23 protein-coding genes are annotated in these 25172 nt (G+C 72.9%); 12 read left to right on the plus strand and 11 right to left on the minus strand.

Features of this window, described 5'->3' with window-relative positions; all coding sequences use genetic code 11:
- Positions 1–79: 79 nt before the first annotated feature.
- The gene (locus tag AAW13_RS32875; RefSeq protein WP_206306307.1) at positions 80–1678 is read right to left on the minus strand and encodes an MFS transporter; all 1599 of its coding nucleotides are present in this window, start codon (positions 1676–1678) and stop codon (positions 80–82) included.
- 209 nt (positions 1679–1887) lie between these two features.
- Here AAW13_RS32875 and panB point away from each other — a divergent pair, with 209 nt between their 5' ends.
- Positions 1888–2763, plus strand: coding sequence for a 3-methyl-2-oxobutanoate hydroxymethyltransferase (panB, locus tag AAW13_RS32880; RefSeq protein WP_046733593.1), 876 nt, complete (start codon positions 1888–1890; stop codon positions 2761–2763).
- 252 nt (positions 2764–3015) lie between these two features.
- Here panB and AAW13_RS32885 read toward each other — a convergent pair whose 3' ends face one another.
- Complete coding sequence (locus AAW13_RS32885) at positions 3016–3522, minus strand: GNAT family N-acetyltransferase (protein ID WP_046733616.1); 507 nt, start codon at positions 3520–3522, stop codon at positions 3016–3018.
- 112 nt (positions 3523–3634) lie between these two features.
- Here AAW13_RS32885 and AAW13_RS32890 point away from each other — a divergent pair, with 112 nt between their 5' ends.
- Together AAW13_RS32890 and AAW13_RS32895 are read left to right on the plus strand one after the other, a co-directional pair.
- Entirely contained in the window at positions 3635–4642 is a 1008-nt protein-coding gene (locus AAW13_RS32890; RefSeq protein ID WP_046733594.1) for an ATP-binding cassette domain-containing protein, read from the plus strand.
- Positions 4639–5466 (plus strand): ABC transporter permease, encoded by an 828-nt coding sequence (locus tag AAW13_RS32895; protein ID WP_046733595.1) that lies wholly within the window; start codon positions 4639–4641, stop codon positions 5464–5466. The genes AAW13_RS32890 and AAW13_RS32895 overlap by 4 nt, the downstream gene beginning before the upstream one ends.
- Positions 5467–5483: 17 nt before the next feature.
- Here AAW13_RS32895 and AAW13_RS32900 read toward each other — a convergent pair whose 3' ends face one another.
- A complete protein-coding gene (locus AAW13_RS32900) occupies positions 5484–8756 on the minus strand; it encodes an AfsR/SARP family transcriptional regulator (protein ID WP_046733596.1) in 3273 nt (1090 codons plus the stop codon).
- A gap of 166 nt (positions 8757–8922) precedes the next feature.
- On the opposite strand from AAW13_RS32900, the gene AAW13_RS32905 reads away from it, so the two are divergent.
- On the plus strand, positions 8923–9723 hold the full coding sequence (locus AAW13_RS32905; RefSeq protein ID WP_046733597.1) for a site-2 protease family protein: 801 nt from the start codon (positions 8923–8925) through the stop codon (positions 9721–9723).
- Between the two features lie 39 nt (positions 9724–9762).
- Here AAW13_RS32905 and map read toward each other — a convergent pair whose 3' ends face one another.
- Positions 9763–10620, minus strand: a complete 858-nt coding sequence (map, locus tag AAW13_RS32910) for a type I methionyl aminopeptidase (protein ID WP_046733598.1) — start codon at positions 10618–10620, stop codon at positions 9763–9765.
- A gap of 58 nt (positions 10621–10678) precedes the next feature.
- On the opposite strand from map, the gene AAW13_RS32915 reads away from it, so the two are divergent.
- Entirely contained in the window at positions 10679–10912 is a 234-nt protein-coding gene (locus tag AAW13_RS32915) for a hypothetical protein (protein WP_046733599.1), read from the plus strand.
- A 19-nt stretch (positions 10913–10931) separates the two neighbouring features.
- Here AAW13_RS32915 and AAW13_RS32920 read toward each other — a convergent pair whose 3' ends face one another.
- Together AAW13_RS32920 and AAW13_RS32925 are read right to left on the minus strand one after the other, a co-directional pair.
- Complete coding sequence (locus tag AAW13_RS32920) at positions 10932–12206, minus strand: MFS transporter (RefSeq protein ID WP_046733600.1); 1275 nt, start codon at positions 12204–12206, stop codon at positions 10932–10934.
- A 261-nt stretch (positions 12207–12467) separates the two neighbouring features.
- Complete coding sequence (locus AAW13_RS32925; RefSeq protein ID WP_046733601.1) at positions 12468–13067, minus strand: hypothetical protein; 600 nt, start codon at positions 13065–13067, stop codon at positions 12468–12470.
- A gap of 80 nt (positions 13068–13147) precedes the next feature.
- Between AAW13_RS32925 and AAW13_RS32930 the strand changes: the two genes are divergently transcribed.
- The 3 genes from AAW13_RS32930 to AAW13_RS32940 all read left to right on the plus strand — a co-directional run bounded on the left by AAW13_RS32930 (position 13148) and on the right by AAW13_RS32940 (position 15237).
- Positions 13148–14227 carry a sialidase family protein gene (locus AAW13_RS32930; protein WP_046733602.1) on the plus strand — a complete coding sequence of 360 codons (1080 nt, stop codon included), beginning with the start codon at positions 13148–13150 and terminating at the stop codon, positions 14225–14227.
- Between the two features lie 38 nt (positions 14228–14265).
- The gene (npdG, locus tag AAW13_RS32935; protein WP_046733603.1) at positions 14266–14991 is read left to right on the plus strand and encodes an NADPH-dependent F420 reductase; all 726 of its coding nucleotides are present in this window, start codon (positions 14266–14268) and stop codon (positions 14989–14991) included.
- Positions 14992–15054: 63 nt separating this feature from the next.
- A complete protein-coding gene (locus tag AAW13_RS32940) occupies positions 15055–15237 on the plus strand; it encodes a hypothetical protein (RefSeq protein ID WP_046733604.1) in 183 nt (60 codons plus the stop codon).
- Here AAW13_RS32940 and AAW13_RS32945 read toward each other — a convergent pair.
- On the minus strand, positions 15230–15898 hold the full coding sequence (locus AAW13_RS32945) for a PhzF family phenazine biosynthesis protein (protein WP_046733605.1): 669 nt from the start codon (positions 15896–15898) through the stop codon (positions 15230–15232). The genes AAW13_RS32940 and AAW13_RS32945 overlap by 8 nt on opposite strands.
- A gap of 191 nt (positions 15899–16089) precedes the next feature.
- On the opposite strand from AAW13_RS32945, the gene efeO reads away from it, so the two are divergent.
- From efeO to AAW13_RS32965, 4 genes are read left to right on the plus strand one after another with little or no spacing between them, the layout of a single operon-like run.
- A complete protein-coding gene (gene efeO / locus AAW13_RS32950; RefSeq protein ID WP_046733606.1) occupies positions 16090–17229 on the plus strand; it encodes an iron uptake system protein EfeO in 1140 nt (379 codons plus the stop codon).
- A gap of 10 nt (positions 17230–17239) precedes the next feature.
- Positions 17240–18523 (plus strand): iron uptake transporter deferrochelatase/peroxidase subunit, encoded by a 1284-nt coding sequence (gene efeB, locus AAW13_RS32955; protein ID WP_046733607.1) that lies wholly within the window; start codon positions 17240–17242, stop codon positions 18521–18523.
- Positions 18524–18526: 3 nt separating this feature from the next.
- Positions 18527–19411, plus strand: a complete 885-nt coding sequence (gene efeU / locus AAW13_RS32960; RefSeq protein WP_046733608.1) for an iron uptake transporter permease EfeU — start codon at positions 18527–18529, stop codon at positions 19409–19411.
- Complete coding sequence (locus AAW13_RS32965) at positions 19359–20360, plus strand: SCO2278 family lipoprotein (protein ID WP_046733609.1); 1002 nt, start codon at positions 19359–19361, stop codon at positions 20358–20360. Before efeU ends, AAW13_RS32965 begins: the two co-directional genes overlap by 53 nt.
- Before the next feature lie 46 nt (positions 20361–20406).
- Here AAW13_RS32965 and AAW13_RS32970 read toward each other — a convergent pair whose 3' ends face one another.
- From AAW13_RS32970 to AAW13_RS32985, 4 genes are all read right to left on the minus strand, one after another.
- Positions 20407–21150: a bifunctional DNA primase/polymerase gene (locus AAW13_RS32970; RefSeq protein ID WP_046733610.1), complete on the minus strand. Its 744-nt coding sequence runs from the start codon at positions 21148–21150 to the stop codon at positions 20407–20409.
- Positions 21151–21377: 227 nt separating this feature from the next.
- Complete coding sequence (locus AAW13_RS32975; protein ID WP_240528798.1) at positions 21378–22556, minus strand: small ribosomal subunit Rsm22 family protein; 1179 nt, start codon at positions 22554–22556, stop codon at positions 21378–21380.
- On the minus strand, positions 22553–23689 hold the full coding sequence (locus tag AAW13_RS32980) for a serine hydrolase domain-containing protein (RefSeq protein ID WP_046733618.1): 1137 nt from the start codon (positions 23687–23689) through the stop codon (positions 22553–22555). Before AAW13_RS32980 ends, AAW13_RS32975 begins: the two co-directional genes overlap by 4 nt.
- Entirely contained in the window at positions 23686–25062 is a 1377-nt protein-coding gene (locus AAW13_RS32985; RefSeq protein WP_046733611.1) for a multidrug effflux MFS transporter, read from the minus strand. The genes AAW13_RS32980 and AAW13_RS32985 overlap by 4 nt, the downstream gene beginning before the upstream one ends.
- Between the last annotated feature and the right edge of the window lie 110 nt (positions 25063–25172).

Below are 25172 nucleotides of genomic sequence, written 5' to 3' on the forward strand. Positions count from 1 at the left end.
ACCGTCCTCTCACTGGCTGCGGGAATTCTCCCGCAGCCGACGCCTCCCGTGGTTCCCGCCCCGCCGCCCCCTCGGCCGTTCACTCCGCCGCGACGACCAACTCCTGCTCCCGGTCGCCCTGCTGACCGGCCGGCGGCCTGCCCGGCAGGAAGAGGACCGCGACCACGGCGCCGATCAGCGCGACGCCCGCGCCGCACAGGGCGGTGAGGTGCATGGCGTGCAGGAAGGCGTCGTCGGCGGGCGTGACCAGGGCCTTGCCCTGTGCCCCGAGCTTGCCGGCGACCCCGAGGGTGGCCTCGATGGACTCGCCGGCGGTGTCGCGCAGCCCGGGCGGCAGCGCGCCGAGCTTGCCCTCGATCCCGTTGCGGTACGACGTGGAGAGCACCGAGCCGAGCACGGCGATGCCGAGGGCGCCGCCGACCTGGCGGAAGGTGTTGCTGAGCGCGGAGGCGGAGCCGGCCTTCTCGCGGGGCAGCGCCTGCATGATGACGACCGAGGTCGGCGTCATGACGTGCGCCATGCCGAGACCCATCAGGAAGAAGACGACCTCCAGGAGCCAGATCGGGGTGTCGGCCTCGAAGGTGGCGAACGCGGCCAGGGTGCCCGCGAGCAGCACCAGACCGCCTCCGGTGGTGGCCTTGTTGCCGAACCGTTCGACGACCAGCCGGGCCCGCGGCGCGAAGATCATCTGCGCGGCGGCCAGCGGCAGCATCAGCAGACCGGACTGGAGCGGCGAGTAGCCGCGCACGCTCTGGGTGTAGAAGACGGAGAAGAAGGTCACGCCCATCAGCGCGAAGAAGACCAGCGCGATGGCGGCCATGGCGGCCGAGAAGACCTTGTTCTTGAAGTAGGTGACGTCCAGGGACGGGTGGTCGCTGCGCTTCTCGAAGAGCACGAAGCCGGCGAGGACCGCGACACCGGCGAAGATGGTCGCCAGCACCTTGGCGTCGGTGAAGTCGGCGAGCTCGCCGCCCTTGATGATGCCGTAGACCAGGAGCACCAGGCCGACCACGGAGAGCACCACGCCGACCGGGTCGATCCGGCCCGGACGCGGGTCGCGCGAGTCGGGCACCAGCCACACCATCAGGACGAGCGCGATGATCACGATCGGTACGTTGATGAGGAAGACCGAGCCCCACCAGAAGTGGTCCAGCAGCACACCGCCGGTGATCGGGCCGATGGCGATGGCGAGGCCGACGCCGCCCGCCCAGATGCCGATGGCCTTGGGCTGTTCCTGACGCTCGAAGACGTTCATCAGGACGGCGAGGGTGGCGGGCATCACGAAGGCGGCACCGAGCGCCATCAGCGCGCGGAAGGCGATCAGCGCACCCGGCGAGCCGGACTCGGCGGCCAGCGCGGACCCGACGCCGAACACGACGATGCCGCCGATCAGCACCTTCTTGCGGCCGACCCGGTCGCCGACGAGACCGGCGCTGAACAGCAGTCCGGCGAAGACCAGGGTGTAGGCGTTGATCGCCCACTCCAGCTGGCTCTGGGTGGCGCCGAGGCCGGTCGGGGCCGGGGTGGAGATGGTCTTGACGGCGACGTTCAGGATCGAGTTGTCGAGCACCACGATCAGCAGGCTGAGCATGAGGACGCCGAGGATGGCCCAGCGGCGGCGGTGCACCGCCTCGGGTATCCGGGGACCCGGAGGAGCGTGGTCGGCAGGAGTTGTCATGACGCCGAGCCTAGACCCATTTCAATACGGAACCGTCTCGTATCTTAATTCCTTTACCGAGGCCTTACGCACCGCGCCGGCCTGGGGCACGGCGATGACCGATGGATCACATGACGGTCCCCTGGCCCCGGGCGGCACGAAGTGCCACCATGGAAGCGGTCCGGGGACACCGTCAGGGTGCCTCGAGATGACTTGAAGGAGCCGTTGTCATGACGCAGCTTCCGGCTGCCCAGACTGTGCAGCACAGCCCCTCCGACGGCAGCAGGACGCTGTACGGGGGCAAGGGCACCCGCCGCATCACGGTCCGCGACATCGCCCTCGCCAAGGAACGCGGCGAGAAGTGGCCGATGCTCACCGCGTACGACGCGATGACCGCCTCCGTCTTCGACGAGGCCGGCATCCCGGTCCTCCTGGTCGGCGACTCGGCGGGCAACTGCCACCTCGGGTACGAGTCGACGGTACCCGTCACGCTCGACGAGATGACGATGCTGTCGGCGGCCGTGGTGCGCGGCACGCAGCGCGCCCTGATCGTCGGCGACCTCCCCTTCGGCTCCTACCAGGAGGGCCCGGTGCAGGCGCTGCGCTCGGCGACCCGGCTGGTCAAGGAGGCGGGCGTCGGGGCGGTCAAGCTGGAGGGCGGCGAGCGGTCCCACGAACAGATCCGGCTGCTCGTCGAGTCCGGCATCCCGGTGATGGCGCACATCGGCCTGACCCCGCAGTCCGTCAACGCGATGGGCTACCGGGTGCAGGGCCGCGGCGAGGAGGCGGCCCAGCAGCTGCTGCGGGACGCCAAGTCCGTCCAGGACGCGGGCGCGTTCGCGGTCGTCCTCGAACTGGTCCCGGCGGAGCTGGCGGCCGAGGTGACCCGGGTGCTGCACATCCCGACGGTCGGCATCGGCGCGGGCCCGGAGACCGACGCGCAGGTCCTGGTCTGGACGGACATGCTGGGCCTGACGCCGGGGCGGGTGCCGAAGTTCGTCAAGAAGTACGCGGACCTGCGCGCGGTCATGGGCGACGCGGCACGGGCGTACGCCGAGGACGTGGTGGGCGGAACGTTCCCGCTGGAGGAGCACTCGGTGCACTGAGCGCATCGCCGGGGGCCGCGCCGGGTCGTCGGTCGTCTGACGGCTCGTCGTGGCCGGTCGCGCAGTTCCTCCCCCGGTCTTCGGCCGGGGGTGCCCCCAGGGCCCCTTCGGGGCGCTGCCCAATGCAGTTCGAGAGCCACTGCGGAAACACCACAGCCGGTCCGCCGATCTTCCCCCGTCGGCGGGCCGGCTGCCGTTTGCGGCCAGGGCGCGCACGGCGTCGCGCGGCGGGCGGGAACGTGACGACAGGACCTAGACCGGCGCGGGGCGGGTCCAGCGGATCTCGCCGTCCTGGCGGGTGTCCGTGGGGTGGAGGCCGGCGGCCGTGGCCACCGCGGCGGAGGCGTGGTGGCCGGGGTGGATGTGGGCGACGAGCGTGTGGACCGGTGGCCGGGCCAGCCGGTCGGCCACGGCGCGGGCCGCCTCCGTGGCGATGCCCCGGCCCTGCCAGGGGGTGCCCACCACCCAGGCGATCTCGGCCACCGGGCCGGTGACGGTCGCCTGGACGTAGCCCGTCAGGCAGGACTCGGCGCGCAGCCGGATCACCCAGTTCAGCCAGGAGACGGCCGGGTCGGGAGAGCCCGCGGTGACGCGCCGGTAGCGCGCGCGGAGGTCCGCCGCGGTGTCCGGGGTGCCGCCGGTGAAGGTGTGCAGGGCCGGGTCGGACAGCACCGCCGCCATCTCCTCGGCGTGCTCGACGCGCAGCGGCAGCAGGTCCAGCCGGCCGGTGCGGACGGCTTGGGCGGGGAGGGTGGTCACGTCGTGCACGGTACCCGTGTACGCCGTGCACGGGTGCCCGTGTCGGCGGGCTGTCGGACCGTGTCGGCGGGCTGTCGGTGGTTTGTCGGTGGCGCCTGGCACGGTTCTTCCCATGACGCGAATCAACGACAACGCCGTGTCCGTACGGGGGCTGGTGAAGCACTACGGCGACACCAAGGCACTCGACGGAGTTGATCTGGACGTCCGTGAGGGCACCGTGATGGGTGTCCTCGGACCCAACGGGGCCGGCAAGACGACCCTCGTACGCATCCTGTCCACGCTGCTTCAGCCGGATGCCGGTGAGGCCACCGTCGCCGGGTACGACGTACTGCGCCAGCCCCGCCAGCTGCGCCGGGTGATCGGCCTGACGGGCCAGTACGCCTCGGTGGACGAGAAGCTGCCGGGCTGGGAGAACCTGTACCTGATCGGGCGGCTCCTGGACCTGTCGCGCAAGGACGCGCGGGCCCGGGCCGACGAGCTGCTGGAGCGGTTCTCGCTGACCGAGGCGGCGCGCCGGCCCGCCTCCACCTACTCCGGCGGTATGCGCCGCCGCCTCGACCTGGCCGCCTCGATGATCGGGCGCCCCCAGGTGCTCTACCTGGACGAGCCCACCACCGGACTCGACCCGCGCACCCGCAACGAGGTGTGGGCCGAGGTGAAGGCGATGGTCGGTGACGGCGTGACCGTGCTGCTGACCACCCAGTACATGGAGGAGGCCGAGCAGCTCGCCTCCGAGCTGACCGTCGTGGACCGCGGGCAGGTCATCGCGAACGGCCGGGTGGAGGAGCTGAAGGCGAAGGTCGGCGGACGGACGCTGCGGGTACGGCCGGTCGACCCGCTCCAGGTGCGGCCGCTCGCCCAGATGATCGACGAGCTGGGCATCACCGGGCTCGCCGGTACGACCGTGGACGCGGAGGCCGGGTCCCTGCTGGTGCCGATCCTCAGCGACGAGCAGCTGACCGCGGTGGTCGGCGCCGTCACCGCGCGCGGGATCACCATCAGCTCCATCACCACCGAACTGCCCAGCCTGGACGAGGTGTTCCTGTCCCTCACCGGCCACCGCGCCAGCGCGCCGCAGGACCCCCAGCCCGCCGACGACCGTCAGGAGGTCGCCGTATGAGCACCGCCACCGCCACCGCCACCGTCCCCGTGTCCGTGTCCGACACCCCCATCTCGCTGCGCGCCCATCTGCGGCACACCGGTGCGCTGGTCCGCCGCAACCTGCTGTGGATCCGGCAGGACCCGGAGTCGATGTTCGACGCCATCCTGTTCCCGGTGATCTTCACGCTGCTGTTCGTGTACGTCTTCGGCGGGTCCATCGGCCAGTCGCTGGGCGGCGGCCAGCAGGCGTACGTCCAGTACGTCGTCCCCGGCCTGATGGCCATGATGGGGATGAACATGGCCCAGGGCGTGGGCACCGGGTTCAACACGGACTTCAACTCCGGTGTGATGGACCGCTTCCGGTCCCTGCCGATCGGCCGCGGCTCGGTGCTGTTCGCCAAGATCGCGGTGGAGCTGATGCGGATGCTGTTCGCGACCGCGGTCCTGATGGTCGTCGCCGTGCTGGTGGGCTTCGACATCACCCACTGGTCGGGGCTGCTGGCCTCGGTGGGCCTGTCGGCGGTGTTCGGCTCGGCCCTGATGTGGGTGTTCCTCACCCTCGGCGTGATCATGAAGAGCGCGCAGTCGGTGCAGGCGATGGGCTTCCTGGTGCTGATGCCGCTTCAGTTCGGCTCGTCGATCTTCGCGCCGACCGACTCGATGCCGGGCTGGCTCCAGTCCTTCACCGACTACAACCCGCTGTCCGCGCTCGCCGACACCGCGCGCGGGCTGATGCTCGGCGGCCCGGTGGCGCACAGCCTGTGGGTGACGCTGGCCTGGTCGGTCGGGCTCACCGCGGTGATGGCGCCGGTCGCGATCCACAAGTTCCGCACCAAGAGCTGACACCCCGGGAGGGAAGCTCAGATCAGGGCGGTGGCCTCCGCGAGGGAGAGGCCACCGCCCTCGGCGTACGCCGGCGCCCAGAGCCGGTCGTCGGCGAGCGCGGCCCGGACCCGGGCCTCCGTGCGCTCACGGGCGGTGCGCTCGATACCGGCGGGGACGTGGCCGGGGGGCAGCAGGGCGTCGGCGGCGCCCAGGCAGCGGACCGCGTCCGGGGCGCGCACCCCGCCGTCGAGACCGGCCAGCGCGAGCGCGGCGACGGTCAGGCAGACGGACTGCAAATGCGGGGCGATGGCCTGGGTCAGCGGGTCCGCGATGTGCTGGAACGCCTGCCGGAGTCCGGCCAGGGCCTCGGCGTGGAGGCCGTCCAGGGCGTCCACCCAGGCCTCCTGGGTGAGGATCAGGGCGTCGAAGACGACGAAGTGCGCGATCTTGAACTCCTCGCGCAGCAGCTGGAGTTGCTCACGGGCCTCGGCGGTACGGCCGTCCAGCGTGAGCCAGCCGGACAGGAAGAGCCGGGCGGCGGGCATCGCCTCGTTGCGCAGTCCCTCCTCGCGGGAGATCACCTCCCGCAGCAGCCGCTCGCCCTGTCCGGTGTCGCCGGACTCCAGCAGCACACTGCCGAGGCGGGCCTCCAGCACGCTGACCTGGGCGCGGGCACCGAGGCGTGCGGCGTGCTCGACGGCGGCCCGGTAGTCGGCGGCGGCGGCCGTGAACTCCCCCTTGCGCTCCCGGGACTCGGCGCGGGCGGAGAGGGCCTCGGCGGTTCCCCAGTCGTCCCCGAGGCGCCGGAAGATCTCCAGGGACTCGTCGGCGTCGCGGGTGGCGTCACCGGCCCAGACGGCCCGGTTGGCGAGCACGTTGGCCCGCATCTGGAGGGCGGCGGCGAGCTCCCACTCGTAGCCGGGGGTGCGCCGGCAGACGTCGACGCCGGCGTCCACGATCTCGCGCAGCCGTTCCATGCCGCCGGTCAGCATCACGGCGTAGAACCAGAACATGCCGGGCGCGCGGGTGGTCTGCGGCAGACCGGGGGCGTAGACCTGCGTGACGGCCCGCAGTTTGGCCTGCGCCGCCGGGGTCTGCCAGACGTCCAGCTCGGTGTCCATGCAGGCCATCTGCGCCAGGTGGACACCGCGCCGGGCCTCGGCGAGGATCTCCCCGCGGTACGGCGGCGGGGCCGCGGTCAGCCGTTGCCACACCGGTTCGGCCCGCACGGCCGGCGCGGCGAAGGGGTCGGGGCCGAGGGCCATGATCTCGCCGCACCAGGTGCGGGTCTCGATGCGCTGGTCGCGCGTCTGCCAGTACCAGATCAGGGAGTGCGCGAGGCACAGCGCCTCCTGCTCGTCCCGGGTGGCGACGGCGTGGCGCAGCGCGGTGCGCAGGTTCTCGTACTCCAGCCCGAACCGGGCCAGCGCGGCCCGTTGGCCGGGGCCGCGCAGCAACGGGTCGGTGGTCCGGGCCAGTTCGCGGTAGTACGTCAGATGGGCGCGTTCGGCGGCGGCCCGGTCGCCGCTCTCGTCGAGGCGTTCGCCCGCGTACTCGGAGACGGTCTCCAGGAGCCGGTAGCGCATGGTGGCGTCGTCCGCCGAAGGGGCGGCCACCACCAGGGACTTGTCGACCAGGGAGCCGAGCGCGTCGAGGGCGGCGGGGCCGCAGACGGCCTCGGCGGCGGCCAGGTCGCAGCCGCCGGCGAAGACGGAGAGCCGGCCGAGGACGTCCCGTTCGGCAGCGTCGAGCAGGTCCCAGGACCAGTCGACGACCGCGCGCAGGGTCTGCTGGCGGGGCAGCACGGTACGGCTGCCGGAGGTGAGCAGGCGGAACCGGTCGTCGAGGCGGTCGGCGATCTGGCGCGGGGTGAGCAACCGCAGCCGGGCGGCGGCCAGTTCGATGGCGAGGGGCAGTCCGTCCAGGCGGCGGCAGATCTCGGCGCAGGCCGCCGCGGTCCGCTCGTCGGCGTCCACCGTGAAGCCGGGGCGGGCCGCGGCGCCCCGGTCGGCGAACAGTCGCAGCGCCACCGGATCGGGCAGCGGTTCCACCGGGCGCAGCAACTCCCCCGGGACGCCGAGGGGTTCGCGGCTGGTGGCCAGGACGGTCAGGTCCGGGCAGCGCTCCAGGAGGCGGGCCGTGAGGTCGGCCGCCGCGTCGACGACGTGCTCGCAGTTGTCGAGGATGATCAGCAGCCGGCGCCGGGCGCAGTGCTCGACGAGCCGCTCGACCGGGTCGTCGTGCCGGTCGGCGGCGGCCCGCATGCCCTCGGCGCCGGCGCCGTACAGCACGGTCTCGCGGGCGCCGAGCGCGCTGAGCACGGCCTCGGGTACGGCGGCGGGATCGTCGACGGGCGCCAGCTCGGCCAGCCAGACCCCGTCCCGGGCCGCGTACCGCACGGTCTCGGCGGCCTCCTGCGACAGCCGGGTCTTGCCGGCCCCGCCGGGTCCGAGCAGCGTGACCAGCCGGGCGGTGCCGAGGTCGGCGCGGATGGTCTCGATGTCCGCCTCGCGGCCGACGAACGAGGTGAGCCGGGCGCGCAGGTTGCCCGGGCGTGGTTCGGCCGGCTTCGGCGCCGGTGCCGGGTCCAGCAACTCGGCGTGCAGGGCGCGCAGTTCGGGCCCGGGGTCGGAGCCCAGGCGATCGGCGAGCAGGTGGCGTACGCCGTCGTAGGCGGCCAGTGCCTCTGCGGTGCGGCCGGTGGCGCCCAGGGCACGCAGGCGCAGGGCCTGGAGCGGTTCGTCGAGGGGGTGGGCGTCGCACAGGGCGGTGAGCTCGGGGAGGGACTGCTCGGCCTGGCCGAGGGCGAGGGCGGCGGTGTGGCGGGCGCGCAGGGCGTCCAGCCGGCGGACGTCGGCCCGGGCCGCTTCGGCGGTGCGGTCGGGCAGGTCGGCGAGGGCCGGGCCGTACCAGAGGGCGAGGGCGTCGTCGAGGACGGTCGCCGCCTTGGCGGGGTCGCCGTCGGCGAGGGCGCGCAGGCCGTCGCCGGTGAGCCGTTCGAAGCGGTGCAGGTCGACGTCGTCGGGGGTGGCGGCGAGGCGGTAGCCCGCGTCGGTGGAGTCGATCACGCCGGCGCCGAGGGCCCGCCGCAGCCGGCCGACCAGCGCCTGGAGGGCGCCACTCGCGTCGGCGGGCGGTTCGTCGCCCCAGACCTCGTCGACGAGGAGCCCGGCGGGGACCGGGCGGCCGGCCCGCAGCGCCAGCACGGTCAGCAGGGCACGCAGCCGCGCCCCGCCCACGGGGACGGCCGTACCGTCGGGGCGGAGTACCTGGGTGGTGCCGAGGATCCGATAGCGCACGGGCTCCATTGTCCCTGGGGACGCGCGGGCTCCGCCTGTGGGTTTCGGGACGCGCGGCGCACGGCGTGGCGGTCTTCAGGAACCAGGGGCCCTCCACATGACGTTCTCCTCACGTCACCTGTACGGTCGACCCCGCACGCCACCACCACCGACGCGCCCCCGGGAGCCCCGCGCCATGACCGCCACCACCACCCGCCCCAGCGACCGGCGGATCAGTCCCGTGTTCGTCGGGATCCTGGCCGTCACCGCGGTCACCGGGTGGGCCACCTGGTCCGGGTTCGCCCAGCAGCCCGGGGTCGCCGTGTTCCTGTTCGTGACGGCGGCGTGGATCGTCTCCCTCTGCCTGCACGAGTACGCGCACGCCCGGACCGCCCTGCACGGGGGTGACATCACGGTGGGGGCGAAGGGCTACCTGACCCTGAACCCGTTGAAGTACACGCACGCGCTGCTGAGCATCGTGCTGCCGGTGCTGTTCGTGATCATGGGCGGGATCGGCCTGCCCGGCGGCGCGGTCTTCATCGAGCGCCACCGGATCCGCGGCCGCTGGCGGCACAGCCTGATCTCGGCCGCCGGCCCGCTGGCCAACGTGCTGTTCGCCGCGGTCTGCACCGCCCCCTTCTGGCTGGACGCCCTGTCCGGCGTCCCGCGCGACTTCCGGTACGCCCTCGCCTTCCTCGCGCTGCTCCAGGTCACCGCGGCGATCCTGAACTTCCTGCCGGTGCCGGGCCTGGACGGCTACGGCGTGATCGAGCCCTGGCTGTCGTACAACGTCAAGCGGCAGGTGGAGCCGTTCGCCCCGTTCGGCCTGCTGTTCGTGTTCGCGCTGCTGTGGGTGCCGTCGATCAACAGCGCGTTCTTCGACGTGATCGACGCGCTGCTGCGCGGGCTGGGCGTCGACGACCTCGACCGGTACTGCGGACAGGAGCTGTACCGCTTCTGGCAGGGCTCGAACGAGTTCTGCTCGGTCGCCGGCTGACCGGTGCCCCGCCCCGGCAGGGGGCGGGGTGCCGGGGCGCTACGGCAGGGTGAGGATGTCCGCGCCGGTGTCGGTCACCACCAGCGTGTGCTCGAACTGCGCGGTGCGCCTGCGGTCCTTGGTCACGACGGTCCAGCCGTCGTCCCACATGTCGTACTCGTGGGTCCCGAGCGTCAGCATCGGCTCGATCGTGAAGGTCATGCCGGGGTGCATCACGGTCGTCGCGTGCGGGCTGTCGTAGTGCGGGATGATCAGCCCGGAGTGGAAGGACGAGCTGATGCCGTGCCCGGTGAAGTCCCGGACCACGCCGTAGCCGAAGCGCTTCGCGTACGACTCGATGACCCGGCCGATGATGTTGATCTGCCGGCCCGGCTTGACCGCCTTGATCGCCCGGTGCAGGGACTCCCGGGTCCGCTCCACGAGCAGCCGGCTCTCCTCGTCGACGTCCCCGACCAGGTAGGTCGCGTTGTTGTCGCCGTGCACCCCGCCGATGTACGCCGTCACGTCCAGGTTGACGATGTCGCCGTCCTGGAGCACGGTCGAGTCCGGGATGCCGTGGCAGATGACCTCGTTGACGCTGGTGCACAGCGACTTGGGGAAGCCCCGGTAGCCGAGCGTCGAGGGGTAGGCCCCGTGGTCGCACATGTACTCGTGCGCGACCCGGTCCAGCTCGTCCGTGGTCACCCCCGGGGCGATGATCTTCGCGGCCTCCTCCATCGCCCGCGCGGCGATGCGGCCGGCGGTCCGCATCGCCTCGACGGTCTCCGGGGTCTGCACCTCGGATCCGGTGTACGGGGTGGGCGCGGGTTTGCCGACGTACTCGGGTCGGCGGATGTTTCCGGGTACCGAACGGGTGGGAGAGAGCTCCCCTGGTACGAGCAGCGACTGGCCAGACATGCCAGCGAGTCTAACCAGCGGGCATGGGGGAACATGTGGTTGGCGAAAGGAGCGGGTCATGGCCTTGTTCAAGAAGCGGACCGTCGCGAAGGCGGGCGAGTGGTACTACTGCCTGCAACACAAGAAGGTCGAGGAGGGGCCCGAGTGCCCCGCCAAGGACCGGTTCGGCCCCTACGCCACCCGGGCGGAGGCGGAGCACGCCATGGAGATCGCACGCGAGCGCAACCTCCAGTGGGAGAACGACCCGCGGTGGCACGACGCGCCGGCCGGTGACTCCTCGGACGAGGGCTGACCGGGGCGCCAAGAGCTGATCAGAGCGGGGTCGGGGCGGCGTCCGTGCGCTGGGCGCGCAGCCGCAGGGCGTGTTCGTTCGTCCGCGCGTCGTACGACATGAGGGCGGGCAGGCCCAGGGCCAGCAGGCCGACCGCCCCCACGCACAGCAGGCCGCCGGCGCCGACGGACGTCCGCACCCCGAACCGGCCGGCCATGGCGCCGGACCGGACCTGGCCGAGGGTGGGACCCACGGAGTACGACAGCAGCTCGATCCCGGCGAGGCGGCCGCGCAGCTCGTCGGGGATCGTCTGGTTCCACATGGCCGCACGGAAGATCCCGCTGACCATGTCGCAGCCGCCGGCGACGACGAGGAAGAGCAGCACCAGCCACACGTTCGCCATGGCTCCGGCGGCGGCGACGGCCAGGCCCCACAGCGCGGCGGACAGCACCACCATCCTGCCGTGCCGGTGCACCCGTGCCGTCCAGCCGCTGACGAGACTGACGAGGAGGGCGCCGGCGGGGACGCTCGCGTACATCAGGCCGAGCGACCAGTCGGCGTCCAACTCGTCGGCCAGGAAGGGCAGTACGGCGAGCGGCATGGCAAGGAACATCGCCGCGAGGTCGATCGCGTAGGTGCCGAGGAGTTCCTTGCGGCCCCAGGCGTAGCGGGCGCCTTCGGCGATGGCGCGCAGGGAGGGTTTCGCGGCCTCGTGGGAGGCGGGGGACGCGGCGATGGGCACGGTCAGGGCGACGGAGACCAGGAACGTGACGAGATCGGCGCCGTAGGCCCAGCCGAGGCCCGCGTACGCCACGACCACGCCGGCGACGGCGGGGCCCGCGACGCCGCCGACGGTCCACCGGAACGAGTTCAGGGCGGCCGCGGCGGGGAGGTCGTCGTGGGCGACGATCCGCGGCAGCAGCGAGTCGAGGGCCGGGCGCTGGACCGACACCAGGGCGGAGGAGAGGGCCGCGACGGCGTACAGCGGCCACACCGCCGGGTGCGGCAGCAACGCGTTGACCAGCAGGGCCGCGCTGAGCAGACCCTGTCCGGCCTCGGTCCACAGGATGAGCCGGCGCTTGTCCAGGGCGTCGGCGAGGGCGCCGCCGTAGAGCCCGAACAGGATGAGCGGGAGCAGTTCGACGGCGCCGATGGCCCCTACGGCGGTCGCGGAACCCGTGAGGTCCTTGATCTGCACGGGGAGCGCGACGAACGTCAGGAAGCTGCCGAAGTTGCTGACGAGCCCGGAGACCCACAGCCTCCGGAAGTCGGCGGAGGCATGCCAGGGGGTCAGGTCAGGGAGGAGACGGCTCACGCTGGGCCATGCTGAACGCTGCGCTCGGCTCGGGCAAACAGTTTTCGTGCGGGGGCCGGCCCGGGTGCGGCCCGGTGAGGGCTGAGTGCGGCCCGGTGAGGGCTGAGTGCGGCCGGGTGGGGGCTGGATGCGGACCGGGTGCGGGCCGGTGGGGGCTGGTCGCGCAGTTCCCCGCGCCCCTTCAGGGGCGCGTCGGCGCAGCGCCCCTTCAGGGGCGCGGGGAACTGCGCGAGCAACCACCACGTGCCCGCGGCCGACGTGTCACCACGGGTTCGGTGGCGGGGCCAGCACCGTCTCCGCGAACTTCGTCAGGCGGTCCCGGAAGCGGCGGCGCCCCCGTGGAGACGGGCCGTTCTCCCCCGCCGCCGCGCTGACCAGGTGCTGGACGGTGTCCAGGTCCAGCTCCGCCGCCTCGGGGACGGTGAGCGTCTCGTGGGCCATCGCGGTCAGCGCGTCGTCGGTGGTGGTGGACAGGGCCAGGACCGTCACGCCGGCGCGGCGGGCCGTGTGGACCCGCTCCAGCAGGGTTCCGGTGTCCCCCGGCGCCACCACCAGCAGCGTCTCGCCCCGGCGGGCCGTCTCGATGCGGGCGGGGCCGACCGCGAGGTGCGCCGGGTCGGTGGGGCGGGCGCCGTGCCGTACGAGGGTGGGTGCCAGTTCCGGGGTGCCGGACCACGCGGCCTCGTCCACCAGGTGCGCGGCGAGATGCCACGGCTCGTACCGCGGGGTGCCGAGCAGGAGCAGTCCGCCGCCGTGGGTGACGACCGAGCCGCGCAGGGCGCCCGCGAATCTGCGCGTCGCGGTCAACCACTCGGTCCCGGCAAGCACTTCACGCAACAACGCGACCCGTACGGCGTCCATGTCTCCGCATACTGCCGTAATCGGACAGTCGTGACGCGGAGTTCACCGCGAATTCGCCCGACCCGGGGAGGAGGCGGCCCATGAACGACGCAGCAGCAAGCATTCCCTTCCGGGCGGGCACCGAGGGCTACGCCAGTTTCCGGATCCCGGCGGTGGTGGTCTCCCGGGCGGGCACCGTGCTCGCCTTCTGCGAGGGGAGAGTCGACTCCGCGGCCGACCACGGGCACATCGACATCGTGCTGAAGAGGTCCGCGGACGGCGGGCGCACCTGGGGGGCTCTCCAGGCCGCGGCGAGCAACGGCACCGATCTCGCCGGGAACCCCGCGCCCGTGGTGCTCGACAGCGGGCGGATCCTGCTGGTGCACGTCCGCAGTGCCGCATCCGCCACCGAGGACGCCATCCTGCGCGGGCAGGTGTCCGACGCGGACGGGCGGCGGGTGTGGGTGCAGCACAGCGACGACGACGGGCTGACGTGGTCCGCGCCGACGGAGATCACCCCGTCGGTGAAGAAGGCCGGCTGGCGGTGGTACGCCACGACACCGGGGCACGCCCTCCAGTTGCGTTCGGGGCGGGTCGTCGTGGCCGCCAACCACACCCTGCCGCCGGCCGGGACGGACAACGGCACCGAGGCCAGGTACAACAGCGGGCACTGCCTGCTCAGCGACGACGACGGGGAGACCTGGTACCTCGGCTACCTCGACGAGAACACCGACGGGTACGTCAACGTCAACGAGACCACCGCCGCCGAACTGCCGGACGGCCGCGTCTACTTCAACACCCGCAACGATTCACCGGCGCCGGGGAACCGGGCCGACGCGCACTCGGCGGACGGCGGGCGCACGCTCGTGAAGCCGTTCCGGCCGCAGGCCGGGATCGGCGCGCCCGTCTGCGAGGCCGCCGTGCTCCAACTCCGCGACCCGGACCTGCTGCTGTACTCCGGGCCCGCCGACCCCGCGGCCCGCGCCCTGATGACGATCCGCGTCTCCGCCGACGGCGGCACCACCTGGCGGTCCGCGTACCCGGTCGACGGACTGCCCGCGGCCTACTCGGACCTGACCCGCGTCGACGCGGAGACCGTGGGACTGCTGTACGAGACCGGTGACTTCAGCGCGTACTCGACGATCACGTTCCGCCGGGTGCCGGTCAACCGGCTCACCTGACCGGGTGGGGCCGTCGGCACGGACGTAGAGTCGGCCCCATGACCTCTTCCGACAGTGCACAGCAGCCGGCCGCCGAGCAGGCTCCCGCCCCCGCCAAGGACCCCTGGGACCTGCCCGACGTCTCCGGCCTGGTCGTGGGTGTGCTCGGCGGCACCGGCCCGCAGGGCAAGGGCCTGGCCTACCGGCTGGCCCGGGCCGGCCAGAAGGTGATCATCGGCTCCCGGGCCGCGGAGCGCGCGCAGGCCGCCGCCGCCGAGCTCGGGCACGGTGTCGAGGGCGCCGACAACGCCGAGTGCGCGCGCCGCAGCGACATCGTGATCGTCGCCGTGCCGTGGGACGGGCACGGCAAGACGCTGGAGTCGCTGCGCGCGGAGCTGGCCGGGAAGCTGGTCGTGGACTGCGTCAACCCGCTCGGCTTCGACAAGAAGGGCGCCTACGCGCTCAAGCCGGCGGAGGGCAGCGCGGCCGAGCAGGCGGCGGCGCTGCTGCCGGACTCGCGGGTCACGGCCGCGTTCCACCACCTGTCGGCCGTGCTGCTCCAGGACCCGGAGATCGAGGAGATCGACACCGATGTGATGGTGCTGGGCGAGGTGCGGGCCGACGTGGAGATCGTGCAGGCGCTGGCCGGGCGGATCGCCGGGATGCGGGGGGTCTTCGCGGGACGGCTGCGCAACGCCCACCAGGTGGAGTCGCTGGTCGCGAACCTGATCTCGGTGAACCGCCGCTACAAGGCGCACGCGGGGCTGCGCGTCACGGACGTCTGAGCGGATGGGGGACACTGGTGGACGCTGGCAGTGTCCCCCCCCCGTCACGAGAAAGCGGCCCCTATGCCCCGCCTCGCCCTCTACGCCCTGGCCGTCTGCGTCCTCGCGGTCGTCGCCGCCGTCGTCTCCTTCGTCCAGGGCAGCTGGCCGGTCGGCGTGGTCTGGGTGCTGCTGACAGGTCTGTCGTCCAACATGACCTGGTACTACGCGCGCCGCGCCCGCGCCGGCAAGCCGACCGCTAGCTGAGTCCCGGCTGCTTCTCCGGGCCCTCCAGGAAGACCCGCCCGCCGATCTCCACCCAGCCGTACGGCTGCGGTGCGGTGAGGATCTGCGAGCCCTCGCCCTGGGTGATGTTCAGGGCCCGGCCCAGTCGGTCGGTGAGCAGCAGCGCCGCCGCCCCGGTCGCCTCGTCCTCCTGGATCCCGTCGTCACGGCCGGGGAAACCGCGGGCGCGGACCCGGCCCGCCGACTCGTCCTCCCACGCCCATGCGTAGATCCACTCGCCGGGCGGCGGCACCGGCAGCGCGTCGACCTCGGCGGCCGTGGCGTACTGGCGCAGGGTGCGGGGCGGGGCCCACTCCGGGAGCGCCTCGATCCAGCTGAACTCGCCGTCGAGCCGGGCGCCCACCACTCCGGCGGGGGTGACCAGTTCCGGCACGTCCAGCAGCCAGGCCGTGCCGACGCAGGGGTGCCCGGCGAAGGGCAGGCGCAGGGTGGGGGTGTAGATGTCGACGACCCCGCGCTCGGGGTCGTCCACGAACACGGTCTCGCTGAAGCCGAGTTTCGCGGCCAGCGCCTGCCGGTCCTCTCGCCCGGGCAGCACCGAGCCGTCGCGGACGACGCCCAGTTCGTTGCCGTATCCGCCGTTCGCCGCGCAGAAGACCCGCAGCACGTCGTAATCAGTCACTCCGGCATTCAAGCACCCGACGCCACATGACCTTTCCTTTACCATCCCTTGGTGGCGACTTTGAGCCGTCGAGATCAAGCCGTGCCTGTGATTTTTCTGTGTCTGGTGAATCACACCCCGCATGGGTATGAGTGAGGTAAGCCTCAGGTAAGTTAGGGCAGCCTCACCACACCATCTCGCTTGGAGCCTGCATGCGTGCCGTCCGACTCACCGTCACCGCCGCCGTCACCGCGGCGGCTCTGACCGCCCTCTCGGCCTGCACGGCGAAGAGCGACGCCAAGGGCAGCGACGCGATCCGGGTGACCGCCGCCGACTCCACGTGCGAGACGTCGGCCAAGTCGGTGCCGGCCGGGCACGTCACGCTCGCCATCGAGAACAAGGGCGCCAAGGCCACCGAGGTCGAGATCCTCTTCCCGGACGACCGGATCGTCTCCGAGAAGGAGAACATCGGGCCCGGGACCAAGTACACGCTGACCGCCGAGGTGAAGGCGGGGTCGTACGAGATAGCCTGCCGGCCCGGAATGAAGGGGCACGGCGTACGGCAGAAGCTGACCGTCACCGGCTCCGGTGCCGTCGCCGAGCGGAACCCCGCGCTCGACAAGGCCGTCGCCGACTACCGCGAGTACGCCCAGGAGCAGGCCGACGCCACCGTGCCGCTCGCGCGCACCTTCGCCGACGCCGTCAAGGCCGGTGACCTGGAGGCCGCCAAGAAGGCGTACGCCCCCTCACGGCTGGGCTGGGAGCGCACCGAGCCGATCGCCGAGTCCTTCGGTGACATCGACCCGAAGACCGACACCCGCGCCGACGGCCTGGAAGAGGGCCAGAAGTGGACCGGCTGGCACCGCCTCGAGAAGTCCCTCTGGGCCGACAAGAAGATCGGTGCCACGGAGGCGACGCTCGCGGACCAGCTCGTCGCCGACCTGACGGACTGGCAGAAGCGGGTCGGCAAGGCCGAGATCACCCCGACCTCCATGGCCAACGGCGCCAAGGAGCTCCTCGACGAGGTCGCCACCGGCAAGGTCACCGGCGAGGAGGACCGCTACTCCCACACCGACCTGGTCGACTTCAAGGCCAACGTCGAGGGTGCCCAGAAGGCGTACGAACTGCTCAAGCCGGTCGCCTCGAAGAACGACCAGGCCCTGACCGCCGAACTCGACAAGCAGTTCGCCGCGCTGGACACGCTGCTCGACAAGTTCCGGTCCGGCGACAGGACGTCGTACGACTTCGTGTCCTACGACAAGGTCACCAAGGACCAGCGCAAGGAGCTCTCCGACGCGGTCAACGCCCTCGCGGAGCCGCTGTCCAAGCTCGCCGCGGCCGTCGTCAAGTAAGGGGCAGGACATGACGACCGAGAAGACCAGCCCCTCGCGGCGGGCGCTCATCGGCTGGGGCGGGGCCGGGCTCGCGCTCGGCGCCGCGGTCGCCGGGGGCGCGGTGGCGATGGCCGAGACCGGCCACGACGTGGACCCGGCCGCCGCCGAGACCGGCGGCGCGGTGCAGTTCCACGGCGCCAACCAGGCCGGTATCGCCACGCCCGTCCAGGACCGGCTGCACTTCGCCGCGTTCGACGTGAAGACCGACGACCGGGCCGAGTTCGTCCAGCTGCTCAAGGACTGGACCGCCGCCGCACGCCGGATGACCGCCGGGAAGGCGGTCGGCGAGGGCGCGTACGGCGGGCTCGCCGAGGCCCCGCCGGACGACACCGGTGAGGCGCTCGGGCTCCAGCCGTCCCGGCTGACGCTCACGATCGGCTTCGGGCCGTCCCTCTTCGAGAAGTTCGGGCTCGCCGGGCAGCGGCCGGCCGCGCTCGTCGACCTGCCGAAGTTCCCCGGCGACAACCTCGACCGGTCCCGGACCGGTGGCGACCTCTGCGTCCAGGCCTGCGCCGACGACCCGCAGGTCGCCGTGCACGCCATCCGCAACCTGGCCCGGATCGGCTTCGGCAAGGTCGCCGTCCGCTGGTCCCAGCTCGGGTTCGGGAAGACCTCGTCGACGACCCCGGACGCCCAGACCCCGCGCAACCTCATGGGGTTCAAGGACGGCACCCGCAACATCGCGGGCACCGAGACCGACCGGCTGAAGAAGTTCGTGTGGGCCGGGGAGGGGGACGGCCCCGCCTGGATGACCGGCGGGTCGTACCTCGTCGCCCGGCGGATCCGGATGAACATCGAGACCTGGGACCGGACCTCGCTCCAGGAGCAGGAGGACGTGTTCGGGCGCGACAAGGGCGAGGGCGCCCCGGTCGGCAAGGCCAAGGAGCACGACGAGCCGTTCCTGAAGGCGATGAAGCCCGACGCCCACGTGCGGCTCGCGCACCCCGACTCCAACGGCGGGATCACCATCCTGCGCCGGGGCTACTCGTTCACGGACGGCACCGACGGGCTCGGACGGCTCGACGCCGGGCTGTTCTTCCTGGCCTACATGCGTGACGTGCGCGAGGGGTTCATCCCGCTCCAGCGCAAGCTGTCCGCGTCCGACGCGCTCAACGAGTACATCCAGCACGTGGGTTCGGCGGTCTTCGCGGTTCCCCCCGGCGTCCGGGACAAGGACGACTGGTGGGGCCGCACGCTGTTCTCCGAAACCGCCGGGTCCGCCGGGTCCGCCGAGTCCGCCAAGGGGGCGTGATCCGTGTTCTCCAACTACCTGATCGGTCTGCGGGAGGGCCTGGAGGCCTCGCTCGTCGTCTGCATCCTCATCGCCTACCTGGTCAAGACCGGGCGGACGGAGGCCCTGAAGCCGATCTGGACCGGTATCGGCGTGGCCGTGCTCATCGCCATGGGCTTCGGGTGCGCGCTCGAATTCGGTTCCCAGGAGCTGACGTTCCAGGCGCAGGAGGCGCTCGGCGGGTCGCTGTCGATCGTCGCGGTGGGCCTGGTGACCTGGATGGTGTTCTGGATGCGGCGCACCGCCCGGCACCTGAAGTCGGAGCTGCACGGCAAGCTGGACGCGGCCCTCGCCATGGGCACCGGCGCGCTGGTCGCCACCGCGTTCCTCGCCGTCGGCCGGGAGGGACTGGAGACCGCGCTGTTCGTGTGGGCCTCCGTGCACGCGGCCAGCGACGGCACCCCGCGCCCGCTGATCGGCGTGGCGCTGGGCCTGGCCACCGCGGTCCTGCTCGGCTGGCTGTTCTACCGCGGCGCCCTGCGGATCAACCTCGCCAAGTTCTTCACCTGGACCGGCGGCATGCTGGTCGTGGTCGCGGCGGGCGTGCTGGCGTACGGCTTCCACGACCTCCAGGAGGCCGACTGGGTCCCGGGGCTGACGAACCAGGCCTTCGACATCAGCGGCACCATCCCGCCGGACAGCTGGTACGGGACGCTGCTCAAGGGCGTGTTCAACTTCCAGCCGGACCCCACCGTGCTCCAGGTCACGGTGTGGCTGCTGTACCTGGTCCCGACGCTCGTACTCTTCTTCGCCCCGGTAGGGTTCGCCTCCGGGAAGGGGAAGGTGAAGGCACCTCATGACGCACCTGACGACCAGGGATCGCGGCCCTCGACGGCTCCGCAGGCGTGACCGGAACGCGCTCCTGGCGGTCTCGCTGACCGCCCTGTCGCTGACGGCGAGCGGCTGCGTGGTGGTGCACGGGGAGCGCGAGGTGCTGCCCGCCACCACCCGCGCCGAGGCCGCGAAGGCGCTGGAGCAGTTCACGGACGCGTACAACAAGGCCGACAAGGCGTACGACAGTTCCCTGGACGCGGACCGCACGACCGGCGCCCTCGGCGACATCGACGCCGCGCGCCTGAAGGCGGGGCACGTCAACAGTCCCGGCGGCAACTCCGGTCATTCCGCGCTGGAGTTCGACGACGTCACGTACACCATCCCCAAGAAGGCGGGCTGGCCGCGCTGGTTCGTCGCCGACGCGCACGGCAACAAGGGCGGCGACGACCGCTGGCTGCTGGTCTTCACCCGCGACAGCCTCTCCGAACCGTTCCAGGTGGCGTACCTGACGCTGGTCGCCCCCGACGACGTGCCGAAGTTCAGGACCGACAAGGACGGCTGGGCCGAGGCCGTGCCGGCGAACAGCGCCGAACTGGCCGTCTCCCCCGGCGCCTTGAGCCAGGACTACGTCACCTACCTGAAGAGCGGCGGTCAGGTTTTCGCGGCCGGCGCGCACACCAGCGGCTGGCGCGCGGACCGGCGGAAGTCGACCAAGCCGGGCCTCGCCACCCAGTACATCGACGAGGCGCTGACCGGCGGCGACTACGCGCCGCTCGCGCTGCGCACCACCGACGGCGGGGCGCTGGTGTTCTTCACCACCCGCTACTACGCCAAGCAGACCGCCGCCGCGGGCACCTCCGTGCCGACCCCGAACCAGGACGTCAAGGCCCTCACCAAGGGTGAGATCAAGCAGTCGCTGACCATGGAGTTCGTCTCCAACCAGGTCGCCCTGGACCCGGCGGGCACCGGCAAGGTCTCGGTCCTCGGCCGCATCCAGGGCCTCACCTCCGCGGAGGGGTCCTGAGGGGCCGGGGCGCCGACGCCGGAGAGGACTGCCGGCCGGGGCGTGGCTAGCCGCGTGACGGCCAGGCGGGGGCCGTCCGGTCGGTCTCTTCGGCCGGGTGCCGGGCGCAGGCGTCGGTCAGGGCCTCCAGCAGGCTCAGCGGGTCCGGCAGCGCGTGCTCCGGGCCGCGTACCCAGTGCACCCGCCGGTCGCCGTCGCCGGGCAGCCGGGCGGGCGGCACCAGGACGTAAGACCCCCGGCAGTGCCAGCGCAGCCCCGGGTGCTCGTCCATGGTCTCGGGGCGGCAGTCCAGCTCGCAGGGCCACCACTCGTCCTCGTCGTCGGGGGTGCCGCGGGTCAGGGTGAAGAACAGCATGCGGCCGTCGTCGCTCTCGGCGACCGGACCGGTCTCGACGCCGTCCGCGAGCAGCCGCTCCAGCGCCTGCCGGCCGGCTTCCAGGGGGACGTCCAGGACGTCGTGGGTCATGCCGGTCGCGGTGATGAAGTTGGCCCGCGGCTGGTGCCGGGCCCAGCGCTCGATCTGGGCGCGGTCGGTGGTGGACTGCGTCTGCCATGCGAACGACACCGGGTGCCGGGCGGGAGTGGGACATCCGACGCGGTCGCAGGAGCAGCCGTAGCCGGGCGCGGGGTGTGCGGCGGGGGCCAGCGGGAGGCCGGCCGCGGCGGCGGCGAGCAGCAGGGTCTCACGGCCCTGTTCGTCGGCGGCGGCCGTCTCCTTCGAGCGCCGTCCGAGCAGCCACCGGGAGAGTTTGCCCTGTCGGCCGCTCCGGCCGCCGAACGTCGCGCTCATCTACCGCCTCGCCTCGCTGTGGTCCCGCCAGCATGCCTTATGGTCCCATCTGGGCGTGAAGGGGGGTACGGGGGACGGGAGCGTATTGCGGTGGTGAGGGGGGATTGCGGGGGTTCGAAGGTCTCGCGGCCGCGGCACCACCTCACGTCGGTTGCGGCCGCTCACGCCGGTTGCGGCCGCTCATGCCGGTTGCAACCGCTCGCGCCGGTTGCGGCCGCTCACGCCTGTCACCTCTCCTTGGCCGCCGGCGGCCACGGGTCCCCCCAGTCGGCGTCGCGCGCCGCCTTGTACAGGTGGCCGTGGCGTTTGGTGACCGTCGTCCGGCGCAGCTGTTCGTCGGCCTCGCACAGGTCGAGGAGCACCTGCCCCTTGCGGATCTGGGGGCGGCGGACCACCCGGGCCGGTGCGGGGGCGGCCGGGAGGCGGGTGGCGGCGACGTAGCTGAACTTCTCGTCCTCGTAGGGCAGGGACCCGCCCTTGACCTGGCGGTGCAGGGAGGAGCGGGTGACCCGGGCCGAGAAGTGGCACCAGTCCGTGCCGGGGACGATCGGGCAGGCGGCGCTGTGCGGGCAGGGTGCGGCGATCCGGAGGCCGGCCTCGATCAGGCGGTCCCGGGCCTCGATGATCCGGGCGTAGCCGGCCGGGGTGCCGGCCTCGACGATCACCACGGAGCGCGCGGCGGCCGCGGCGGCGGTGACGAGGGCGGCACGGGCGGCCTCGTCGAGTTCGTTGAGGACGTACGACACCGTGACCAGGTCGGTGCTCTCGACGGTGAGCCCCGCTCCGATCCGGGAGCGCTGCCACTTGGCCTCCCGCAGCGCCGGGTTGCCCGTGGCGATCTCCCGGCCGAGGGCCAGCGCCGGCTCGGCCCAGTCGAGGACCGTCACCGGCCGCACCCCGGCCCAGGTGTCGGTGACCGCCCAGGTCGCGGCGCCCGTACCGCCGCCGACGTCCACATGGCTCGCGGGCGCCCAGCCCTCCGGCAGCGTGTCGGCGAACTCGGCCAGCGCGGACCGTACCGCCTCGAAGGTCGCCGGCATCCGGTACGCCGCGTAGGCCACCACGTCGGCCCGGTCCCGCAGGATCGGGGCGTCGGTCGGGGTGGCCCCGCGGTAGTTGGCGATCAGCCGCTCGACCGCGCCCGACGCCTGCCGCGGCGGGAGTCCGTCGAGGAGACGGCCAAGGGTGGCACGGAGCCGGTCGGCCGGGGCGGCGGAGTCCGAGGTCCCGCCGCCCGACGCCTCGGCATGGGTCGTCTCCGGGTCCGGGGTCCTGGCGCCCGACGCCTCGGCATGGGTCGTCTCCGGGTCCGGGGTCCCGCCGCCCGACGCCTCGGCATGGGTCGTCTCGGGGTCCGGGGTCCCGGGGGTCGGCGCTGCGGGGCCCTGGGGTGTGGGGTGGTTCACCCGGCGATTGTATGGACCGCCCTGGCGAGGCGCGTCGCCGCGGCGGCCCGGGGTGCGCTGTCGCCGGGCCGGCGCCGCGGGTGCACGGTGTTGGCCAGCAGGACGAGGAAGCTGTCCGTCGCCCGGTCCAGCACCAGGCTGGTCCCGGTGAACCCGGTGTGCCCGGCCGCGCCCTGTCCGGCCAGGTCGCCCATGAACCACGGCTGGTCCACCAGGAACCCCAGTCCGGGCGGCCTCAGCAGCAGGTCCACGAAGTCGGGGCCGAGGACGCGGGCCGGGCCGTAGCCGCCGCCCGCGAGCAGCGCGCGGCAGAAGACCGCCAGGTCGCGGGCGGTGGCGAACAGGCCCGCGTGCCCGGCCACCCCGCCCAGCGCCCAGGCGTTCTCGTCGTGCACGACCCCGCGCAGCATCCCGCGGTCCGCCTTGGCCCACGGCCGCCGCTGGTCCTCGGTGGCGGCCGCGTCCGGGCAGGGGCCGAAGTCGGTGGCGGTCATGCCGAGCGGGCGGGTGATGCCGTCGCGGACGAGGACGTCGAGGGTGCGGCCGGTGATGCGCTCCAGGACGTGCTGGAGCAGCAGCATGTTCAGGTCGGAGTAGCGGTAGGTGCCGGGCGCGGAGCTGGGTGCCTCGGCGCGCAGCAGTTCGAGGCGGGCGGTGTCGTCGGGGCAGTCGTACAACGGGAGTTCGGGGCGCAGGCCGGAGGTGTGGGTGAGCAGCTGGCGGACGGTGGTGCCGTGGGCGGCGGCCGCGTGGAAGTCGGGGAGGTAGGCGCCGACGCGGGCGTCGATGCCGAGGGTGCCGCGTTCCAGTTGCTGTACGGCGGCGACGGCGGTGAACAGCTTGGTGAGGGAGGCCACGTCGAACGGGGTGTCGACGGTCATCGGGACCCGGGCGGCGGGCGGCAGTTCGACACCCGCGTCGGTCTCGGGGTCGTACTGGGCCCAGCGCACGGCCCAGCCCGCGGCCTGCTGGACGGCGATCACGGGTCCGCGTCCGGCGACCACGACGGCGCCGGCGGCCCAGGGCCGCTCCCCGGTGGTCAGGTCGCGCACCTCGCGGACGAGGTGTCTGAGTTCCGCTGGGTCGAGACCGGCCCGTTCCGGTGTCTCGACGCGCAGTCTCGGCACGCTCAGCGCTCTTCCCCCTCTCTCGGCTTCGCTCGAACGGGGGTGCCCCCATTCTCCGCTCCCGCACGGGTGTTCGCCCGAGCGTCCCAGGGACGGCACATTCCCACGAAGCAGGCGAGCGCCACCAGTGCCCCCGCCAGTTGGACGATCGCCATGGGCACGGCGGTTCTCTCCCCGGCGATCCCGACCAGCGGCGAGGCGACCGCGCCGACCAGGAACGAGGTGGTGCCGAGCAGCGCGGAGGCGGAACCGGCGGCGTGCCGGGTGCGCAGCAGGGCGAGGGACTGGGCGTTGGGCAGGGTGATGCCCATCGCGGACATCAGGACGAAGAGGGCGGCGGCGACGGGGGCGAGCCCGACCGGGCCGAGGACGCCGGTGGACATCAGCAGCAGGGCGGTGGCGGCGAGGGCGGTCGCCACCAGGCCCGCGCCGAGCACCTTGTCCAGGCTGACCCGGCCGACCAGCAGCTTGCCGTTGACCTGTCCGGCGATCACCAGCCCGACGGAGTTGACGCCGAAGAGCAGGCTGAAGGTCTGCGGGGAGGCGCCGTAGATCTCCTGGATCACGAACGGGGACGCGGCTATGTAGGCGAAGAGGGCGGCGAAGGCGAAGCCGCCGGTGAGCATGTAGCCGGTGAAGGGGAGGTCGGCGAGGAGGGCGCGCATGGCGCGTACGGCACCGGCCGCTCCCCCGGTGTGCCGGTCGGCGGGCGGCAGGGTCTCCGGGAGCCTCGTCCAGACCAGGACGGCGAGCGCCGTGCCGACGACGGTGAGGACCACGAAGACGCCCCGCCAGTCGGTCACCCGCAGGATCTGCCCGCCGATCAGCGGGGCCACGACCGGGGCGGCCCCGGAGACCAGCATCAGGGTGGAGAAGAAGCGGGCCATGGCGACCCCGTCGTAGAGGTCGCGTACGACGGCCCGGGCGATGACGATGCCGGCCGCGCCCGCGAGTCCCTGGGCGAGCCGGAAGGCGACCAGGGTCTCGACGTTCGGCGCGAGGGCGCACAGGGCGGTGGCGACGACGTAGACGGCGAGGCCGGCCAGGAGCGGGCGGCGGCGCCCCCAGCGGTCGCTCATCGGACCGACGGCCAGCTGGCCGAGGGCCATGCCGGCGAGGCAGGCGGTCAGGGTGAGCTGGACGGTGGCGGCGGGGGCGTGCAGGGAGCGGGTGACCTCGGGCAGCGCGGGGAGGTACATGTCCATCGCCAGCGGGGGTGTCGCGGTGAGCCCGCCGAGGACCAGGACGAGGAGGAGGCCGGTGCGGCGGGCCGCGGCCGGCCGGCCGGTGCGGCGGGCGGCGGGCGGCACGGCGGCGCCGTCGCGCGGTGCGGCGGTGTGCTGGGCGCCGGATGTCGGCGGCGCCGGCTGCTCGGGCATGTCTCCCCCACTGGACGGGTCTCGGGATACGGGTCCGCTCTTGCTGAACCCCGTCGGCCCCCGCATATGCTCTCAGCTCGTACAGACTGCCTGGAAACACATGAGCGAGG

This window comes from Streptomyces humi (genome assembly GCF_001005085.2).
GTDB classification, from domain to species: Bacteria; Actinomycetota; Actinomycetes; order Streptomycetales; family Streptomycetaceae; genus Streptomyces; species Streptomyces humi.